Origin of the sequence: Shewanella sp. BJSY2023SW005 (genome assembly GCF_047314585.1) — a bacterium.
In the GTDB taxonomy this organism is placed as follows: domain Bacteria; phylum Pseudomonadota; class Gammaproteobacteria; order Enterobacterales; family Shewanellaceae; genus Shewanella; species Shewanella algae.
The window spans coordinates 45151-63390 of sequence record NZ_JBKORJ010000057.1; the positions used below are offsets into that span (position 1 = coordinate 45151).

18 protein-coding genes are annotated in these 18240 nt (G+C 53.9%); 7 read left to right on the forward strand and 11 right to left on the reverse strand.

Annotated elements, in window-relative coordinates; all coding sequences use genetic code 11:
• Positions 1-159: 159 nt before the first annotated feature.
• Genes ACMHXI_RS18240 through ACMHXI_RS18250 form a run of 3 tightly spaced genes read left to right on the forward strand, consistent with a single transcriptional unit; the run spans position 160 to position 4034 of the window.
• Positions 160-807, forward strand: a complete 648-nt coding sequence (locus ACMHXI_RS18240) for a paraquat-inducible protein A (protein WP_037475773.1) — start codon at positions 160-162, stop codon at positions 805-807.
• On the forward strand, positions 797-1435 hold the full coding sequence (locus tag ACMHXI_RS18245; RefSeq protein ID WP_025887715.1) for a paraquat-inducible protein A: 639 nt from the start codon (positions 797-799) through the stop codon (positions 1433-1435). Before ACMHXI_RS18240 ends, ACMHXI_RS18245 begins: the two co-directional genes overlap by 11 nt.
• Positions 1413-4034 carry an MlaD family protein gene (locus ACMHXI_RS18250; RefSeq protein WP_413735724.1) on the forward strand — a complete coding sequence of 874 codons (2622 nt, stop codon included), beginning with the start codon at positions 1413-1415 and terminating at the stop codon, positions 4032-4034. The genes ACMHXI_RS18245 and ACMHXI_RS18250 overlap by 23 nt, the downstream gene beginning before the upstream one ends.
• Positions 4035-4096: 62 nt before the next feature.
• Here ACMHXI_RS18250 and ACMHXI_RS18255 read toward each other — a convergent pair whose 3' ends face one another.
• The gene (locus ACMHXI_RS18255) at positions 4097-5323 is read right to left on the reverse strand and encodes a nucleoside recognition domain-containing protein (protein WP_107352031.1); all 1227 of its coding nucleotides are present in this window, start codon (positions 5321-5323) and stop codon (positions 4097-4099) included.
• 71 nt (positions 5324-5394) lie between these two features.
• Between ACMHXI_RS18255 and rsmF the strand changes: the two genes are divergently transcribed.
• The gene (rsmF, locus tag ACMHXI_RS18260) at positions 5395-6798 is read left to right on the forward strand and encodes a 16S rRNA (cytosine(1407)-C(5))-methyltransferase RsmF (protein ID WP_071237485.1); all 1404 of its coding nucleotides are present in this window, start codon (positions 5395-5397) and stop codon (positions 6796-6798) included.
• 369 nt (positions 6799-7167) lie between these two features.
• On the opposite strand, the gene ACMHXI_RS18265 is transcribed toward rsmF, so the two are convergent.
• The 9 genes from ACMHXI_RS18265 to apbC are packed head-to-tail and all read right to left on the reverse strand — an operon-like array spanning position 7168 to position 14137.
• Positions 7168-7956 carry a TatD family hydrolase gene (locus tag ACMHXI_RS18265; protein ID WP_025011163.1) on the reverse strand — a complete coding sequence of 263 codons (789 nt, stop codon included), beginning with the start codon at positions 7954-7956 and terminating at the stop codon, positions 7168-7170.
• A 44-nt stretch (positions 7957-8000) separates the two neighbouring features.
• Positions 8001-8327, reverse strand: a complete 327-nt coding sequence (locus ACMHXI_RS18270) for a PilZ domain-containing protein (protein ID WP_413735727.1) — start codon at positions 8325-8327, stop codon at positions 8001-8003.
• Between the two features lie 10 nt (positions 8328-8337).
• A complete protein-coding gene (gene holB / locus ACMHXI_RS18275) occupies positions 8338-9249 on the reverse strand; it encodes a DNA polymerase III subunit delta' (protein WP_044734614.1) in 912 nt (303 codons plus the stop codon).
• 25 nt (positions 9250-9274) lie between these two features.
• Positions 9275-9907: a dTMP kinase gene (gene tmk / locus ACMHXI_RS18280; protein WP_025011166.1), complete on the reverse strand. Its 633-nt coding sequence runs from the start codon at positions 9905-9907 to the stop codon at positions 9275-9277.
• The gene (gene mltG, locus ACMHXI_RS18285; RefSeq protein WP_054745560.1) at positions 9907-10914 is read right to left on the reverse strand and encodes an endolytic transglycosylase MltG; all 1008 of its coding nucleotides are present in this window, start codon (positions 10912-10914) and stop codon (positions 9907-9909) included. The genes tmk and mltG overlap by 1 nt, the downstream gene beginning before the upstream one ends.
• A complete protein-coding gene (gene pabC, locus ACMHXI_RS18290; RefSeq protein ID WP_413735730.1) occupies positions 10911-11744 on the reverse strand; it encodes an aminodeoxychorismate lyase in 834 nt (277 codons plus the stop codon). The genes mltG and pabC overlap by 4 nt, the downstream gene beginning before the upstream one ends.
• A gap of 14 nt (positions 11745-11758) precedes the next feature.
• A complete protein-coding gene (gene dcd, locus ACMHXI_RS18295) occupies positions 11759-12340 on the reverse strand; it encodes a dCTP deaminase (RefSeq protein ID WP_028781440.1) in 582 nt (193 codons plus the stop codon).
• A gap of 30 nt (positions 12341-12370) precedes the next feature.
• A complete protein-coding gene (gene udk, locus ACMHXI_RS18300) occupies positions 12371-13009 on the reverse strand; it encodes a uridine kinase (protein ID WP_025887708.1) in 639 nt (212 codons plus the stop codon).
• Between the two features lie 12 nt (positions 13010-13021).
• Entirely contained in the window at positions 13022-14137 is a 1116-nt protein-coding gene (gene apbC / locus ACMHXI_RS18305; RefSeq protein WP_413735733.1) for an iron-sulfur cluster carrier protein ApbC, read from the reverse strand.
• Between the two features lie 159 nt (positions 14138-14296).
• On the opposite strand from apbC, the gene metG reads away from it, so the two are divergent.
• A complete protein-coding gene (metG, locus tag ACMHXI_RS18310) occupies positions 14297-16327 on the forward strand; it encodes a methionine--tRNA ligase (RefSeq protein ID WP_208135838.1) in 2031 nt (676 codons plus the stop codon).
• 68 nt (positions 16328-16395) lie between these two features.
• Here metG and ACMHXI_RS18315 read toward each other — a convergent pair whose 3' ends face one another.
• Complete coding sequence (locus ACMHXI_RS18315; RefSeq protein WP_208135839.1) at positions 16396-17148, reverse strand: Nif3-like dinuclear metal center hexameric protein; 753 nt, start codon at positions 17146-17148, stop codon at positions 16396-16398.
• 237 nt (positions 17149-17385) lie between these two features.
• Here ACMHXI_RS18315 and ACMHXI_RS18320 point away from each other — a divergent pair, with 237 nt between their 5' ends.
• Both ACMHXI_RS18320 and ACMHXI_RS18325 read left to right on the forward strand, forming a co-directional pair.
• Positions 17386-17739, forward strand: coding sequence for a hypothetical protein (locus tag ACMHXI_RS18320; protein WP_045283860.1), 354 nt, complete (start codon positions 17386-17388; stop codon positions 17737-17739).
• A 99-nt stretch (positions 17740-17838) separates the two neighbouring features.
• Positions 17839-18240: transposase domain-containing protein (locus tag ACMHXI_RS18325; protein WP_413735736.1), on the forward strand; the 402-nt coding region annotated here is incomplete at its 3' end.

The window sequence follows — 18240 nt, forward strand, 5'->3', positions numbered from 1 at the left end:
GTGACATAAAATGCGCTATAGATGCAAGAGACGCGGTCTTTCTGATAGTATTTGCGAGTTTGTTTTGTCGATTAACTCCAATGGACCCACGCGCAACGCAGTTAGTGTGTTGACGACTAAGCTTGGGTCACCATGGCCAGAACAGGACATATCCAGCATTTGAAAGCTTATACTCCAAGCGACAACAAACCGGACTGCAGCTTAGTGCTCTGTCGCGCCTGTGATTTGGCTGTGAGTAAACGCGCCTTGCCCTCCGGTGTCAGAGCGCTTTGTCCCAGATGCCATACAGCGCTTTATGATGCGCCCTATTGCTCTATCAATGGCATGCTGGCGTTATGTATCAGTGCCCTGCTGTTTTATCTGCCCGCCATGCTGCTGCCAGTATTGGAAATGCACTTTCTCGGCAGTGTCAGAACCACGACCGCATACCAAGGTGCCCTGGCGGTAATTGACCAAGGTTATTGGATAGTGGGGATTGCCGTATTGGTGGCGGCAGTAATAGCCCCAGGAGTACTCAATCTGTCGATTTTTGTTCAGGTACTGATCATCAAGACAGGTCTGGTGCAGCATCACTTCTGGCGAGGGGTTCTCACCTGGCTGCTCAAGAAGCAAGGCCTGCTGTCGCAAATGACCATGCTGGAAATTTATGTGATCAGTTTCCTGGTTTCCGCCTTTCAGTTGTCCGACTTCTCCGATGTTTACTTTGGCATGGGAACCTTTTGTTTTACCATGCTGTTTTTGGTGACTCTCTTCCTGCAGCGCGAATATAACCTGGAGCATATGTGGAGTTTTCTCGATGAAAGCTAGAAAGCAGATCCAGGGCAAAGACATGGGCCTGTGCACCTGCCCTGCCTGCAAGAAACTCAACCTGATAGAGGATGAGTACTGCAGCCGCTGCCAAAACCCACTCAGGCTAAGGGACGAAACCAGTCTGCAAAAAAGCTGGGCCTTGCTGATCACTGCAGCCATCTTGTTGATCCCGGCCAACATCTATCCCATTACCATGCTCACCAAACAGGGCAAGGTTACCTACGACACCATTTTTTCCGGCATCACCCATCTGGTACAGTCGGACATGTTACCCATCGCCATCATAGTCTTTACCGCCAGTATTCTGGTGCCCTGGCTGAAGATTATCGGCCTGGCTTTCTATCTGACGGCGATCAGTTTCAACCTGCCTATCCCCAAACGGCCACTGATGGCCGGGTTTCATATCATAGAATGGATTGGACGCTGGTCTATGCTGGATCTGTTTGTCATATCCATTACCGTTGCCCTGGTTAATATGGGGCAATTGCTGGACGCCAAGCCGGCGCCGGCGGCAACTGCGTTTGCCTTGGTCATCCTCTTTACCCAACTTGCGGCCAAGGTGTTGGACACACGTTTACTTTGGGATCAACTGGACACAGAAGATGACGCAAATCGAAAAGCCTAAAATAGTCAAAAAGAAGCTTTTTTCCCCCATCTGGCTGTTACCTATAGTGGCGTTGGCCTTGGGCGCTTGGCTGGGGCTGAAGAGCATCAAGGAATCCGGCATTGAGGTGCGGATCCATTTCCCCAGTGCCAGTGGTATGGATGTGGGCAAGACACTGGTGCGCTATCAGGGCCTGACCGTCGGCAAGGTGGTGGATATCTCCATCGATGAAGAGCTGCAGGGCGTTAACGTCGATGTATTGATGGACTACCGCGCCGAGCCTTTCCTCAGGGATGAAACCAAGTTCTGGCTGGTGACCCCCAAAGCATCCATCACAGGCGTCGAAGGTTTGGATGCCTTGTTCTCGGGAAACTATATAGGCATTCAACCCGGAGACGGCGATTCACGTTACAGCTACGAGGCCGAGCGCTCTGCCCCGGCCGTGCTGCCCAGTAATGATGGCTTAGTAGTTGAACTGAGCGCCGATCGCCTCGGTTCACTGGATGTGGGCTCTCCGGTATTCTATCGCCAGGTACCGGTCGGCAGTGTGGTCAGCTATCGACTCGACAACAGTGACAAGCTGCTGCTAAGTGCTTTTATTCAGGAGCAATATGCCTATCTGGTCAAGAAAGATTCCCGTTTTTGGAATGTCTCCGGCATAGAGATCAACGCCTCACTTTCCGGCGTTAAGGTCAGCGCAGAGAGCCTGGCGGCGATACTCGCCGGCGGCATCAACTTTGATTCCCCCGAAAGCTCAAAGAACGCAGTAAACGGCGATAGTTTCACCCTATATGACAATGAAACAGAAGCCAGTGGCGGCGCCAGCTTTATTCTGTCGGCAAAAAACGCCGATGGCCTCAACAAGGGCAGCCCCATTCTCTACCGCGGTTTGCCTATAGGGGAAATCGAAGAGATAGTGCTGGCCGATGACGGCGTGGCGCTGCATGCCCGCCTGGACGCCCCCTACTCGAGTCTTTTGACCGGCACGGCGCAGTTTTGGCGTGAAGGCGCTGAGCTGTCACTGTCAGGCATAAAACACCCGGGCCGATTGCTGAGCGGCGATGCCATCGCCTTTCTCCCGGGTACGGGCGAGGCCCAAACCCGTTACGCCTTGGCCGAGCAGGCGCCAGATCTCAGCAAGGCCAAGGCGCTAAAGATAACGCTTAGAGCCGATGAAAACCCCGGCATCAGCCCAGATGCCGAGCTGAGGTACAAGAAGATCGCCATAGGCAAGGTCACTTCAGTTGCCCTGAGTCAGGACTTTAACTCGGTAGAATACCAGGCCGAGGTGTTGCCCGAGTTTGCCTCGTTGCTGACCCAAGGCAGTGACTTCATCGCCGAAGCCGCGCTGGACTTCAACGCCTCACTGGACGGAGTCAGCCTCAAGAGCGGCGATTTTACGACCCTGACCAAGGGCAGTGTCAGCTTAAGACGCGGCCAAAGCCGCAAGGGCGCCGATCTTTCCAAGCCGTTGCCGCTGTTTGCCTCGAGTGCCGAGGCCGGCCACTATTACCAAGGCATGGAGCAGCTCAACTGGCAGCTCTACAGCGATGATGGCGCCGACTTGAGCCCAGGCGCACCTGTCTACTACAAGAAGATGCAGATAGGACAGGTGAAACAGGTCAGCTGGCAGAGCCAGGATGACAGATTTGCCATTGCGCTCGCCATAGACCATACCTTTGCGCCCCTGCTCAAACCCAATGCCGTGTTTTGGCGCAACCAGGCGGTGTCAATCGATGCCGGGCTTTCGGGAGTCAAGCTGGATGTCGCGCCGCTGGCCGGTGCCATCAAGGGCAGTATCAGTTTGGGCTTTTTGGAGCAAGGCGAGCCCAACAATAAGCAGCTTTATGCTTCCGAGTCACTGGCGCGCAATCAAGCCGTTGCCATTGGGCTGAGTTTCCCGGCCAGTGCCACTATCAAACCAGGTGCCGCTATCCGCTATCAGGGTCATCAGATAGGTGAAGTCACCCGGGTAACCTTGAGTGACGATCTCAACAGCCAGCAACTCAGTGCCTTCCTCTATGGCCGCTATGCCGAGCCGTTTCTCAAAAGCGACAGTCGCTTCAGCCTGGTCAATGCCGAAATATCCCTTAAGGGCATAAAGGCACCGGAAACCCTGCTGACCGGCGCCTATATCAGCGCTCTTCCCGGCCAAGCCGCCGAAGTAAGCCAACAGTTCAATGGCCAAGTACACACGGCGGTTGCCCCAGAGGCCGATGCGCTGCAACTGGTGCTGAGCAAGGCCAGCCTGGGCTCGGTCAACATAGGCACAGGGATCTTCTTTCGCGGCATTCAAATTGGCGATGTAACCAGCTATCGACTGGCGCCCAAGGGCGATGAAGTCTGGATCCAGACCCAGATTGCTGCGCCTTATCGGCATCTTATCAACCAGAGCAGCAGGTTCTACGACTTGTCCGGTATTCGGGTCGATTTGGGGCTTTTTTCCGGAGCCCAAATCGAAACCGGCTCATTGGAAACCATACTCGCCGGCGGCATAGGAGTGGTCACTGAGCTCGACAATCAAAGCAGCAAACCGCTTGAAAACCAGAGTCTGATGCCACTTCATGACAAATCCGAGCGCGACTGGCTCAACTGGCGCCCAAGACTCAGCCAGCCATAAAACCCAAACGGGGCTCAGATGAGCCCCGTTTTTTAACTCTGTAATCCTACCTATGTATCGCCTCAGCCATAAAACCAATAGCATACAACTATAGCAGTGCAGATACCCGCCAGATCGGCAAACAAGCCACAAGCCAATGCGTGGCGGCCATTACGGATACCGACGGCACCAAAATACACCGCCAGCACGTAAAAAGTGGTTTCAGTACTACCCTGGAAAATGGCCGCCAGCCTGCCGGCAAAAGAATCGACGCCGTAATGGGCCATAGTTTCCAGCATCATGGCTCTGGCGCCTGAGCCGCTCAAAGGCTTCATCAGGGCGGTTGGCAAGGCATCGATAAAGCGGCCATCCATCCCCATATGGCTCACCAAAGCGGCAATAACCCCGAGTAGATAATCCAGCGCGCCGGAGGCGCGCAGTAAGGCTATCGCCAACAGCATGGCCAGCAGATAAGGAATAAGCCGCACCGACTGCTCAAACCCCGACTTGGCGCCTTCAATAAACTCATCGTAAACCGGCACCCGCCTAAGCAGCGCCACCAGCACAAAGGCAAAGATGATCCCCAGCAGCAAACCGTTCCCCAACACGGCGGAGACTTCGCCGATCCGCTCGGCTCCCAGGGTCAACAGGTACATCACTCCGGCACTGAGACCGCCGAGCAGTATTGCGCCATAACCCAGCACCACCCAATCCAGCAATCGTATCCTTTGCACCAGCGCCACCACACTCAAACCCGCCAGGGTCGAGCCCAGGGTAGAGAGTAAAATCGGCAGGAAAATGTCGGCAGGATCAGCCGCCCCTTGCTGCGCCCGGTACAGAAAAACCGTCACGGGTACCAAAGTCACGGAAGAGGTGTTGAGCACCAAAAACAGGATCTGGGCATTGGTGGCGGTCTTCTTGTCGGGGTTCAGGCTTTGCAGATCCGCCATCGCCTTAAGTCCCAATGGTGTGGCGGCATTGTCCAACCCCAGCATATTGGCGGTCAGGTTCATGGTGACGCTGCCATAGGCGGGGTGGCCTCTTGGCACTTCCGGCATCAACTTGCTGAGCAGCGGCTCAAATACCCAGGCGATGGCTGCAACCACTCCGGCTTTTTCCCCAAGGCGCATCAGCCCCATCCACAGGGTCAACACCCCAATCAATCCCAGGGCTATTTCCGCGGCCAATTTGGCGCTGTCAAACATCGCCGTGACAGACTCATTGAGAACGGTCGCATCGCCGCTCATCAAACGCAGCAAAATCGCTCCCAGCGCGATAATAAAGAACAGACTCCAAACCCGGTTCAACACCTAAAACACCCCACAGTCGCCGCGCCCGAGTGTGCTATACTGCCGCCATCCCGGGGTCACCCTTTTTGTTTATGGTTCAATTAAATCAGAATTTTATCAACAGTATCGCCAAGGATCTGCCAGAACATCTCAAGCTCGAGGATTTTATTCACTTTTGCAGCTTACCACTGAGAGCCGCCTTGCGGGTCAACACCCTCAAAATCAGCGTCGATGAATTCCTCTCGAGAATGCGGGCCAAAGGCTGGCAGTTCGAAACCATTCCCTGGTGCCCTGAGGGATTTTGGTATCAGGCGGGCGATAGCCAACCCGGAAATTGTATCGAACATCAGCAAGGGCTGTTTTACATTCAGGAGGCCAGCTCCATGCTGCCGCCCATGGCGCTGCTGGAGCCGGGAATGGAGCGGGTGCTAGATATGGCCTCGGCGCCGGGATCCAAGACCACACAAATGGCGGCCATGATGGCCAATGGTGGCTTGCTGATCGCCAACGAATACTCCTCCAGCCGCGTCAAAGTGCTGCATGCCAATCTGCAGAGAATGGGGGTCAGCAATACGGCCCTGACCCACTTCGATGCCAGGGTGTTCGGCCAATACCAGTATGAATCCATGGATGCGGTGTTGCTCGATGCCCCCTGTAGCGGTGAAGGCACGGTACGTAAGGATCCGGATGCCCTCAAACACTGGGATCCACAGGAGATAGCCGACATTGCCGCCACCCAGAGGGATCTGATAGATTCCGCCTTTCTGGCACTTAAGCCAGGCGGGGTAATGGTGTACTCCACCTGTACCCTCAACAGCCAGGAAAACCAGGCCGTACTGCAATACCTCAAGCAAAAATATGGCGCTGCCGTGGCTTTTGAGTCACTTGAGTCACTGTTTGCCGGGGCGGAAAAAGCCTGCACTGCCGAGGGCTTCCTGCATATTTGGCCGCAAATCTATGACAGCGAAGGTTTCTTTGTTGCCAAGGTGCGTAAACTGAGTTCAGTGGCGCGCGAAAGCGATGAACCCAAACAACAAAAGCAGTTTCCTTTCAGTCCCGCCAGTGCCAAACAGCAACAGGCCATCGCCGCCGAGCTGCAGCGGTTGCTCGGCAAAACACTTCCCGAAGGCAGCCTCTGGATCCGGGATCAGGAGTACTGGCTGTTTCCCAGCGGCTTTGAGCCCTTTATCGGCAAGATGCGTTATCAACGTATCGGTCTTAAGCTCGCCGATGACAGTAAGCATGGGTTGAAACTGCGCCATGAAGCCTTAATGGCCTTGGGAGTAACCGCCGACAAGGGTTATGAAGTTACAGAGCCTGAGGCTCAGGCTTATCTGATGGGCCGGGATATCGCGCTGGATGGCAGTGAAAAGGCCCGTGGTGAGCTGGTATTGACCTGGGGCGGGCAAGTGCTGGGGTTGGGTAAACATCTGGGAAACCGGCTGAAGAACAACCTGCCGCGGGAGCTGGTCAAAGACAAGATCTGCCTATCCTGAAAGCCTTGGCCGTCCTGAAAGCATTAGGTAAACGCCGCTGCAGACACGCCTTCGATTAAACTTGCCTGAATGCTTAAAAGAGTGGCTTGTTAAGTCATTCTTTTAAGTGCCCTTACTTAAATCGACCTCTATTTTTGTTATATCTTATATCAATTGGTGCTAACAAATCTGCCGGCCAAATACCTCTTTTAGCGGCGTTCGGCTAATATTTAGTCAGAGATAGCCAATCCTGTCGGATCTCAACATTAGCGCACGGCTCAACCATGAGCCATTCCCCTAGGCCCAAAACAATTGGAATAGTTTTGGGCCTTTTTTTATCTGCAGCTTTTTTGCAGATGACCAGTGGCTGGATATCCCTAAGCCTCTAGCCTATCTTGCCGCAAGTTTGGCCGCATCCTTGAACAGGGTAAAAAAGTTGTCTGTGGTGTACTGGGCCAACTCTTCAAAGGACTCACCTCTGAGCTCGGCAACAAACTCGGCGACATCACGAACAAAGGCCGGCTGATTCTCTTTTCCCCGATGAGGCACGGGTGCCAGATAAGGCGAATCGGTTTCGACCAGCAACCTGTCTTTGGGGATTTTACGGATAACACTTCTTAGCTCACCGGCATTTTTAAAGCTGACGATACCAGAAACCGAAATATAAAAGCCCAGATCCATAGCCGCCTTGGCCATTTCCCAGTTCTCGGTAAAGCAGTGCAGTACCCCGCCGCACTGTTCGGCGCCACCGTTCTTCAGTATGGCTATGGTGTCTTCTCTGGCATCCCGGGTGTGAACAATCAAAGGCTTGGCCACTTCTCTGGCCAGTGCCACTTGCTGCTCAAAGCATTGTTGCTGCAATGCCTTGGTATCATCGGCATAGAAATAATCCAGCCCTGTCTCGCCAATGGCCACGACTTTCGGGTCGGCGGCATAACGCTTGAGTTCATTGAGATCCAATCCCTCTTTCACATCCAAAGGATGCACCCCGGATGACAGGAACACCTGCTCAAACCCGGCGACTTTGGCCTTCATCTCTGCAAAACCTTTTTGCCGGACATTGACACAAAGAAAATAGTCTACCCCCCGAGCCTTGGCGGCATCGAGCAACTGACTGAGGCTTTCGGGATCCGGCGCGGCTTTGAGGCGATCGAGATGGCAATGGGAATCAACTAACACTTGGAAATCCACCCACAATTGAAAAGGACGGCAAGGATAGCGCCCTACATAGTGCAGGTCAAATCACCCGAGGCCAGCTCTCTGGAGAGGAGTTTTTCGATATGATGCTTGTGGGATTCGGGATCCGAGAGAATTTTAACCCCTATACCGGCCGGGCGTCCTCCGGAAGCACCGAGCGGGTTGATCCACACCACGACCCCCTGAAACTCATTGACATGAGTCGAGCCCGGCAAACGATAACCTATCTGTATCTCCTGACCGAGGAAATGTCCCTCGGTAGTTGCCACAAACAGGCCCGCTGGCTGAATAAAAGGCATGTGAGCACGATACAACTGGTGCAGGGTGTCAAAATTCACTGTCAGATCGACCATAGGATACTTTTTAAGTTTTCAGTCTCTTATATTCTAAGACATAATTCTGGCAAAGCGCCAAGTAGTTGACACTCGGCATCTGGCTCAGACGATTACAGGTATCCATCACCTTGGCAGCCAGGGTCGCTATTCGCGCCCGCAGCAAGGGGTCCTCCCCTTCGGTGGTTAACAGCTCTCTATGTAACACCAAGTATAAAACTCTAAGTACATCAGAGATTTGTTCTTCACCTACTGTTAACAAACTAGCACACAGATGGCCCGTTAACAAACTGGCGCGCCAATCGCGGCGATAATCCAATAAGGTCTGGTATCTGTCAGACTGCAAAACCTCTGCCAACTTTAGCGGCCCGCCGACGACGGGCAAACACCAGGTAACATCGGCCGGCAGCGGCAATTGCTGCGCCAGCCAGGACTGAATGGCACTATTGTCCGGCAGTTTTACCTGCACTCTCTGACAACGACTGGATATGGTCGGCAGCAGCCCGGCGGTGCTGTCGGTCTGTAGAATAATCAGCGTCCCCTGCCCCGGCTCTTCCAGGGTTTTCAGCAGGGCATTGGCCGCAGCTTGATTGAGGCGCTCACTTTGGGCGATAAGCGCCACACGCCGCCCACCTTGCTGCGCCGTGGAGGTGAGGTCCTGACAAAGCGCCCGCACCTGATCCACTTTTATCTGTTTACCATCGGCTTCGAGAAGATGAAAATCGGGATGGTTACCGGCGAGCACCAGCTGGCAGCTCTTGCAATGACCGCACTCTCCCCGAGCTGTGGGTTCGCTGCACAGGGCCGCCGCGGCTATCTCTTCGGCTAGCTTCATGCCGCCATAGCCTTGGGAAAGTCCCAGCAGCAACGCATGAGGCATCTGAGCCGAGTGCAGTTGCTGCATAAAACGGGCTTTGGCGTCACTCAACCAGGGCATGTCCATCTTCATCACTCCTTATGCCGCGTGCTTACCAATCTTTGGTTTGCAACACAGCCAGAATATCTTTATGCACTTCGGCCATGCTCTGACTGGCGTCGATAACCGCTATGCTGTCGTCCTGTTGTGCCAGACTCAGATAGGTGGTACGGGTGCGTTCAAAGAATGCCAGTTCCTGCTGCTCGATTCGATCCAGCTCACCACGGTTGGCGGCGCGGGTTAGCCCTAGGCTTGGCTCTATATCAAGATACAGGGTCAAGTCTGGTTTAAAGTCCCCAAGGGTGGCGGCGCTGACCGCGCTGACCAATGGCATCAACCCCCGACCACCGCCCTGATAAGCCAGGGACGACAGGTTGTGTCTGTCGCCGAGCACCCAACTGCCCTCGGCCAGCGCCGGCTTGATCACTCGGGCCACCAGCTGAGCCCTGGCGGCATACAGCAGCAGGCATTCAGATTCGTCACATAGAGGGTCGCTTGCATCGGCCACCTTCACCAAGTCGCGGATCTTCTCCGCCAACGGGGTGCCACCCGGCTCACGGGTACAGACAGGTGCCCTGCCGGTATGTTTTTCGATAAAGTCTCGCACCAATGCGATGGCACTGGACTTACCGGCGCCTTCCAGGCCCTCGATAACGATAAATTTTGCAGTGGCTTTTTGTGGCATTATCTCTTTCTCTGATACTGGTTCACGGCGCGGTTATGTTCGGCCAGTGTACGGGAAAATACATGACTGCCGTCATTGCGGGAAACGAAGTAGAGATACTCCACGGCTTCCGGGTGTGCGGCCGCCAGCAGGGCTTCCCGCCCGGGCGCGGCAATAGGTGTCGGCGGCAGTCCAAAAATACGGTAGGTGTTAAATGGCGTTTCTTCGCGCAGATCTTTACGGGTGATATTGCCATCAAAGCGCTCACCCATGCCGTAAATGACTGTGGGATCTGTCTGCAAGCGCATGCGTTTTTTCAAGCGATTAACAAATACTGCCGCTATCTTGCCGCGCTCCTCTGCCAGGCCGGTTTCCTTTTCTATGATGGAGGCCAGGATCAAGAGTTCATAGGGACTCTTGAGCGGAATGCTCTGATCCCGCTGCTGCCAGATACTCTCCAGTTGTTGCTGCATCTTGATAAAGCTTTGGGTCAACAACGTATTGAGCTCAGTGCCGGCACGATACTGATAGGTATCCGGGAAAAACTTGCCTTCAGGCAAGCCGCTGCTATCCCCTTGGGCTTCGAGCACATCGATAAACGGCTTGTCGCTGACCTTGAGATGCGCCAAGGTCTGCAGATACGCTTGCCACTCACGAATAGTCTTGCCCTCTACCAGCGTCAGGGTGAAAGTCTTCTCGTCACCGGCCACCAGCCGCTCCAGCAAAGACACAGGTGTGTCGCCGGGTTCAATCTGGTAGAGACCGCTGCGAATAGCAGTCATCTGCGGGTAAAGCTTACCCCAGAGCTTCCAGTGCCAGTCAAACTCCAACAGCTGCTGATTTTGCAGCTCTTGCCCCAACTGGTAAAAGGAGGTGCCTCGTTTCAGCAGTAACTCTCTGGGTTCGTCCAGTTTCAGCTCGGTGACCGCAAAGCGGTTGAGCTCGTTGTAACCCCAAAAGCCGACGCCCAGCGCCAGAGTCATCAGGGTAAACACAAAGGCCAGGGCCGCAACTAAGCATTTTTTCATAATTGGATAGCAAGTGCCTTGCGAAGAGGTGTGCTGCCGGGCCAGAGTTCAAAGCTGTGTTGATCCACAGCAATAACATCGACCAAACCCAACAGGCTGTTACTGATAAAGAGGTGCCGCGCCCGTTGCAGCATCTCTGTGTTGATAGGGCACAGCTGTACATCAATGCCCTGATCGAGCAAGGCCACGATCAACTGCTGTCGCATCACTCCGGAGACACCGCAGTAATTCATGGCCGGTGAATACGCCGTCAGTTTACCTTGTTCATTGGGCAGCAGCAGAAACAGATTGGCCATTGAGGATTCGAGCAGTAAATCGTCGCAATCCAGTACCAACCAATCATCAAAGCCTTCAGGCAATGGCTGCGCCTTGATAAGCACCTGTTCCAGACGGTTGAGATGTTTAATACCGGCAAGCCTAGGCTGTTTGCCAAGCCGGATGGCCGAGGTCTTGAGGGCAATCCCTTTTTGCTGCCAATCTGGGTAATGCGCCGGCAATGGCGCCAGGCTGATGACTTCGGTGATTAAAGCGTCTGCCGGCGGCGTATAACCACGGCCGCCCTCTCCCCGGGTGAGCTGCAACTTAAGGCAGCTATGGGGATTGGCGACGGCGATGCGCTTGAGGCTTGAGCGCAAGGCATCGGATGCCTGCCAGACAAAACCCAAGCGCAGCGCTCCCTGAGTCAAGCGGGCAAGATGCTCGGTCAGAAAGGCTATCTGTCCCTTACCATCCACCGCCATGGTTGCAAACAGGCCATCACCATAGGTAAAGCCCCGATCGCGAACGCAGACGCTATCCTGCTCTTTGCCCTGAACCCAGACGCCTGTCATGCGCAGCCCAGGGCTCAGTCCTGGCTGATCCGACTGGCGACCGCGTCCTGCTGATCGCGATACTTGGCATTCTTGCGGGTGTTGTAGGGTCTGGCCACAGGGCGGGCCAGACGCTCAAAGTTCAGTGCCCCTATGGTCATCATGGGACGAAGTGCCAGCGGTAATTTACCACTGTTGTAAAACTCGAGCACAATCCGCCCCTGCCAGCCCGGATCGATACGATGCGCGGTCACGTGCACCATCAAGCCCAGACGTGCCAGTGATGAGCGGCCATCGAGCCAGCCGACTATGTCGGAAGGCAGATGAACACTCTCATAGGTCACCGCCAGCGCCAGCTCGCCCGGATGCAGAAAGAAGGCTTCGCCATCGGCAATATCAATCTGCTCGCTCATCACTCTATCCAGTGCAGCCTGCACTTCGGCCTTGGGGCCACTGAGATCTATATAAGGCGCAGTGTGATCCTTGAACACCCGAAACTGGTGACCCAGACGCACATCAACACTCACGCCACTGATGGCCTCTATGCCGGGACGGGGATCTATGACTATGCTGCCCTCGTCCAGACATTGTTCAATTTCGATATCAGTTAATCGCATCTCGCCTTCTAGCTCCCTGGATACTTGTAGTTATTTCGCCAGCAAATGCTGGATTCTGGCCTTGAGAATATCGGTGGCAATCCGGTTCTTGCCGCCCCTTGGCACTATGATGTCGGCATACTGCTTTGAGGGTTCGATAAACTGCAGAAACATGGGTCTTACCGTTTTCTGATACTGGCTGATAACAGATTCCATGGTGCGGCCACGCTCGGCCACATCACGGGTCAGACGCCGCAGCAGACAGATATCCAGCGGCGTGTCCATAAACACGCTGGCATCCATCAGTTCACGCAGCTTAGGGTCGGTCAGCAGCAAAATACCTTCGAGAATAATGACCTTTTTAGGGGTCATCTTCAAGGTATCACTGGTGCGGGTATGCTCGGCGTAGCTATAGCAGGGAATATCCACTGCCTGCCCCTGCTTGAGCGCTACCAGGTGAGTACCGAGCAGTTCATGGTCCAACGCCTTGGGATGGTCATAGTTGGTCTTGACCCTCTCGTCCATGGACATATGGCTCTGATCCCGATAGTAGGCATCTTCGTTGATAACCCCTATCTGATCTGTCCCTAAGTCTCGGCATAGCTCTTCAAATATGGTCTTGGCGATCAAACTTTTACCTGACGCCGAAGCCCCTGCTATCCCGATAACGACACACTGTGGCGAATTCATGCTGCTAAAACCTTACTCATCATCTGCTATTGCGATTGAAATACTGCTGTGATTCTTTTGTTTTGCCAGTTGGGCACCCACACGGCGGGCGATATCCCGGTAAATGGCGGCGACTTCACCCTCAGGTGCGGCCACCACAGTCGGCTCACCGTTATCCATATCCTCACGGATATTGATATGCAGAGGTAAGGCGCCCAGCAAAGGCACTTGATAGCGTTCGGCTATCTTGCTGCCGCCGTGAGTACCGAAAGGATGCTCTTTATGGCCACAGGCAGGACAGAGATGGAAGCTCATGTTCTCCACAATACCCACGACTGGGATGTTCACCTTCTGGAACATGGTGATGCCTTTCTTGGCATCGGCCAGGGCGATATCCTGAGGCGTTGTGACTATCACGGCGCCGCTAACAGGCACTTTCTGTGACAGGGTCAGTTGGATATCCCCCGTGCCAGGAGGCATGTCAATCATCAGGTAATCCAGCTCAGGCCACTGGGTTTCGTTGAGCAGTTGCGCCAAAGCGCCGGCGGCCATGGGGCCACGCCATACCGCGGCCTGATCATCGGTCAGCATGAAACCTATGCTCTGGGCGCTGATACCATGGGCCGTGGCGGCTGTCATATGCACACCATCAGGGGAAACGGGTCTGAATGTCGGGATCCCCAGCATCAATGGAATGGAGGGGCCATAGATATCGGCATCCAGAATACCCACCCTGGCGCCTTCGGCCGCCAGGGCCAAGGCCAGGTTAACCGCTGTGGTTGACTTACCCACACCGCCCTTGCCGGAAGCAACGGCAATCACCTGCTTCACATTGGGAATAGGCGCAATATTGCCTAAGGCCGAGTAACTGAAAGGCTCAAAGCCAATCTCACACTCCACCTCGTCGATGGCATCGAGCTTGGACAATTCATTGGTCAGCGCGATCACTGTGTCGCGATATTGGGTCTGACAAGGATATGGATACAAGATGGTCAGCAGCAGCCTTTTACCATCCAAATCCAACTTACGAATACAACCGGCATCGACTAAACCCTGGGCCAGGTATGGATCCTGAAACGCATTGAGAATGGCAAGAACCGGACCGAGCAGTTCGTCACTGAGACGATAGTCCTGAGAAGCAGAAGACAAAACGCAATCCCCTTTTGATAAATTTGGCCAAGTGTACCAGATAATGATGCGAATATTAGAGTAGAATTAACACACTCATGTCAGGTTTTGATGAAAAAGCCGGATTAATCGGTTAGTATCTATGCCATTCTTTCAGGGCCTAGATTTAACAGAGAAAAGATGGCAACTACACAACGTAAAATCCTTGTTACCAGCGCGCTTCCATATGCCAACGGTCCCATTCACCTGGGCCACATGCTCGAGTACATACAGACAGATATCTGGTCCCGCTTCCAAAAACTTCGTGGCCATGAGTGTCATTATATCTGTGCCGATGATGCCCACGGTACACCTATCATGCTCAAGGCTCAGCAGATGGGGATCCAACCCGAAGAGATGATCGCCAAGGTCAATCAAGAGCATCAGCAGGATTTTGCCGAGTTCAATATTGCCTTTGACAATTACCACAGCACCCACAGCGAAGAGAACCGTCAGCTGGCCAGTGAGATCTACCTCAAACTGCGCGACAACGGTTATATCAAGAGCAAGACTATTTCCCAGCTGTTCGATCCGGAAAAGTCCATGTTCCTGCCGGACAGATTCGTCAAGGGCACCTGCCCCAAGTGTAAGTCTGAAGACCAATACGGCGACAACTGTGACGCCTGTGGCGCCACCTACAGCCCAACCGAGCTGATCAATCCGCGCTCGGCGGTATCCGGTGCCACACCTGTCATGAAAGAGACAGAGCACTTCTTCTTCGATCTGCCCGCCTTTGAAACCATGCTCAAAGAGTGGACCCATTCAGGTTCACTGCAGAGTGAAATGGCCAACAAACTGGATGAATGGTTCGAGCAAGGCCTGCAGCAGTGGGATATCACCCGTGATGCGCCCTACTTTGGCTTTGAGATCCCCGATGCGCCGGGCAAATACTTCTATGTTTGGCTCGATGCGCCTGTGGGCTACATGGGTTCATTCAAAAACCTCTGCGACAAGCGCCCGGAGCTGAACTTTGACGAGTTCTGGAATGCAGACTCAAAGGCCGAGGTGTATCACTTCATCGGCAAAGACATTGTCTATTTCCACAGCCTGTTCTGGCCGGCCATGCTCAAAGGTGCCGGCTACCGTCAGCCAAGCAGTGTCTATGCCCACGGCTATGTCACTGTCAACGGCGCCAAGATGTCCAAGTCCAAGGGCACCTTTATCAAGGCCCGTACTTACCTGGATCATCTGGATCCTGAATATCTGCGCTACTACTACGCCGCCAAGCTCTCCAGCCGTATTGACGATCTGGACCTGAACCTGGAAGACTTTGCCGCCAGAGTCAACTCGGACCTGGTCGGTAAGCTGGTTAACCTGGCGAGCCGCACCGCCGGCTTTATCGTCAAACGTTTTGACGCCAAACTGGCCAAAGTGGAAGACAACAGCCTGGCCGAGTCCTTCCTGGCCAAACAGGAGCTGATCGCCGAGCTTTATGAAGGCCGCGAATACGGCAAGGCGATGCGTGAAATCATGGCGCTGGCCGATGTCGCCAACGCTTACGTTGCCGATGAAGCTCCTTGGCAGTTGGTGAAAAACGAAGAAACCCTGGCCCGCGCCCATCAGGTATGCTCAGTGGCGCTGAATTTGTTCCGTATTCTGGTGACTTATCTCAAGCCGGTACTGCCACGCTTGGCCGCCGATGTTGAAGCCTTCCTCAAGCTGGAGCTCAGCTGGAGCGGCTTGGCACTGGATATGGCCGGTCACCAAATCAACCCGTTCAAGCCCATGATGCAACGCATTGAGCTCGATAAGGTGAATGCCATGGTGGAAGCCTCCAAGGAAAGCCTCAAGGCAACCGAGGACACCCCCAAGGCCAGCGGCCCATTGGCGGATGACCCTATCAGCCCAACCATAGAGTTTGACGACTTTGCCAAGCTGGATCTGCGGATTGCATTGATCAAGAAGGCCGAGCATGTCCCTGAAGCCAACAAGCTGCTGAAGTTACAGCTGGATCTCGGCGGCGAAACCCGTCAGGTATTTGCCGGTATCAAGTCGGCTTATGCCCCGGAAGATCTCGAAGGCAAACTGACAGTAATGGTGGCCAACCTGGCTCCTCGCAAGATGCGCTTTGGCTTGTCTGAAGGTATGGTGCTGGCCGCAGGCCCGGGTGGCAAGGATCTTTGGGTTCTCGAGCCCCATGAAGGCGCTCAACCTGGAATGCGAGTCAAATAAGACTCTTGTAGCATCTATCCCATATCAAAAAGGCCGCAATCGCGGCCTTTTTCCTATTCCCTTGATAGTTATACCGGATTGGGAATATCAATGAACTCGTGCTCCAGCTCAAACTCCCGTGCCAGATGCTCCCCCAGCGCCTTGATGCCAAACCGCTCGGTGGCATGGTGACCGGCGCCGAAATAATGGATCCCCTGCTCGACCGCGCTGTGAAAGGTACGCTCTGAGGCTTCACCGCTGATAAAGGCATCAACCCCCAAGGCCGCTGCGGCATCGATATAATCCTGGGCGCCGCCTGTACACCAGGCCAGTTTTTGTATGTTTCTTTCACCGCCATCCAGATGCAGAGGCGCCTGCCCCAAACGCTGCTCAAGCAAGGCACTCAATTCTTTGGCTGTCATGGGTGAGTCAAGCACTCCTTGCCAAAGCAAACCCTGGGCGACGGTTTCTACCGCCTCCGGCTCAATGACCCCAAGCACCCGACCCAATTCGGCGTTATTGCCAAGCATCGGATGGGCATCAAGCGGCAAGTGATAGCCGAACAGGTTAATGTCGTTAAGCAGCAAGCTCTTGATCCTGCGCTGTTTCATTCCGGTCAACACTTCGGGCTCATTCTTCCAGAAGAAACCATGGTGCACCAATAGGGCATCGGCTCCGGCTTCCACAGCCCGGTCAATCAATGCCTGACACGCGGTTACACCTGTAACTATTTTGCGAATTTCGGCCTTGCCCTCGACCTGCAGACCGTTGGGGGCATAATCACGAAACTTGTCCAGTTGTAAAAACTCGCCCAGATATTGTCTGAGTTCCTCTCTTTTCATAAGGTTCCCTGTCGATTCTGTTGCAGATATATGGCGCCATTCTAGCACAGCAAGCCCAAGGATTGAGGTCACAAATCTTAAGCCTAATTGCCGGTTTCAGCGCCCAAAGCGGCCAAAAGCTGCGCCCTTGGGCACAAGTTTGTTGCTTTTTGGCCGGCAAATTGGACATTTCCGGCCTTTGACTTATAAAATTATCGCAAACCTTCAAGTAACTCTAAAAATAAACAGGTTATGATTATGGCAAAACTGACCAAAGAAGAAGTTATCAGCACACTGCAGCAAGCTCTCAGTGAACAACAGGGCAAAGCAGTGACCATTGAACAAAATGGCAGCTGGTACAAAATCGATGGCGGTAAATCACTTCGTTTCGCTGAACTGGAACAGATGTTGGCAGATAGCGCCAAACCGGCCAAGACTGAAGCCAAGCAGGAAAAACCCAAGGCGGCCAAGCCTGCAGCAAAGCCAGCCGCAAAGGCAAAACCCAAACAGGTTGCGCCTGCCAAAGCCGGTAGCCAAGGGGGCAAGACTCCCAAAGAGCTGTGGCGTGAAAAACTGGCAGCCGGTAATCACAAACTGCCTCGCGGTTTTTAATTGCTCCATCCAAAACAAAGGCGCCCAATGGCGTAATGCCGATCAGTTAAGACAGATCGCTTGACGATCTCACTGAAAGGATCAAAATCCGATGACCCCATGTCATCGGATTTTTTTATGCAACTTTCAGAAGCTTTGGCGCGTACTCATATCAATCGTCTTACCGAATTCACCTGTCTGGCCGATGTACTTGAGCCTGAGTTAATTCAGTCGTGCCTTGATTCACATGGTGTTGCCAGTTTAAGACGACGTAAGTTACCTATGGATGCCATGATTTGGGCGGTGATTGGTATGGCTCTGTTCAGAGGCGAGTCCGTCCGTTCACTCATCAATAAGCTTGATATCGTCTTACCGCAAGAGGTGGATTACGTTGCGCGCAGTGCTGTCACGCTAGCGCGTAAGCGATTGGGCTCTGACGTTGTTCAGGATGTGTTTAAGCGAAGTGCCAAGACCTGGCATGAAAGAGCAGAACATCCGCATTGGTGTGGGCTCAACCTCTAC

Excerpts from the sequence above, each read along its gene's own strand:
- ACMHXI_RS18245 (WP_025887715.1), top strand. The coding sequence starts at position 797 with ATGAAAGCTAGAAAGCAGATCCAGGGCAAAGACATGGGCCTGTGCACC.
- ACMHXI_RS18250 (WP_413735724.1), top strand. The coding sequence starts at position 1,413 with ATGACGCAAATCGAAAAGCCTAAAATAGTCAAAAAGAAGCTTTTTTCC.
- rsmF (WP_071237485.1), top strand. The coding sequence starts at position 5,395 with ATGGTTCAATTAAATCAGAATTTTATCAACAGTATCGCCAAGGATCTG.
- ACMHXI_RS18270 (WP_413735727.1), bottom strand. The coding sequence starts at position 8,327 with ATGGTCGATCTGACAGTGAATTTTGACACCCTGCACCAGTTGTATCGT.
- holB (WP_044734614.1), bottom strand. The coding sequence starts at position 9,249 with ATGGACATGCCCTGGTTGAGTGACGCCAAAGCCCGTTTTATGCAGCAA.
- tmk (WP_025011166.1), bottom strand. The coding sequence starts at position 9,907 with ATGCCACAAAAAGCCACTGCAAAATTTATCGTTATCGAGGGCCTGGAA.
- mltG (WP_054745560.1), bottom strand. The coding sequence starts at position 10,914 with ATGAAAAAATGCTTAGTTGCGGCCCTGGCCTTTGTGTTTACCCTGATG.
- pabC (WP_413735730.1), bottom strand. The coding sequence starts at position 11,744 with ATGACAGGCGTCTGGGTTCAGGGCAAAGAGCAGGATAGCGTCTGCGTT.
- dcd (WP_028781440.1), bottom strand. The coding sequence starts at position 12,340 with ATGCGATTAACTGATATCGAAATTGAACAATGTCTGGACGAGGGCAGC.
- udk (WP_025887708.1), bottom strand. The coding sequence starts at position 13,009 with ATGAATTCGCCACAGTGTGTCGTTATCGGGATAGCAGGGGCTTCGGCG.
- metG (WP_208135838.1), top strand. The coding sequence starts at position 14,297 with ATGGCAACTACACAACGTAAAATCCTTGTTACCAGCGCGCTTCCATAT.
- ACMHXI_RS18315 (WP_208135839.1), bottom strand. The coding sequence starts at position 17,148 with ATGAAAAGAGAGGAACTCAGACAATATCTGGGCGAGTTTTTACAACTG.
- ACMHXI_RS18320 (WP_045283860.1), top strand. The coding sequence starts at position 17,386 with ATGGCAAAACTGACCAAAGAAGAAGTTATCAGCACACTGCAGCAAGCT.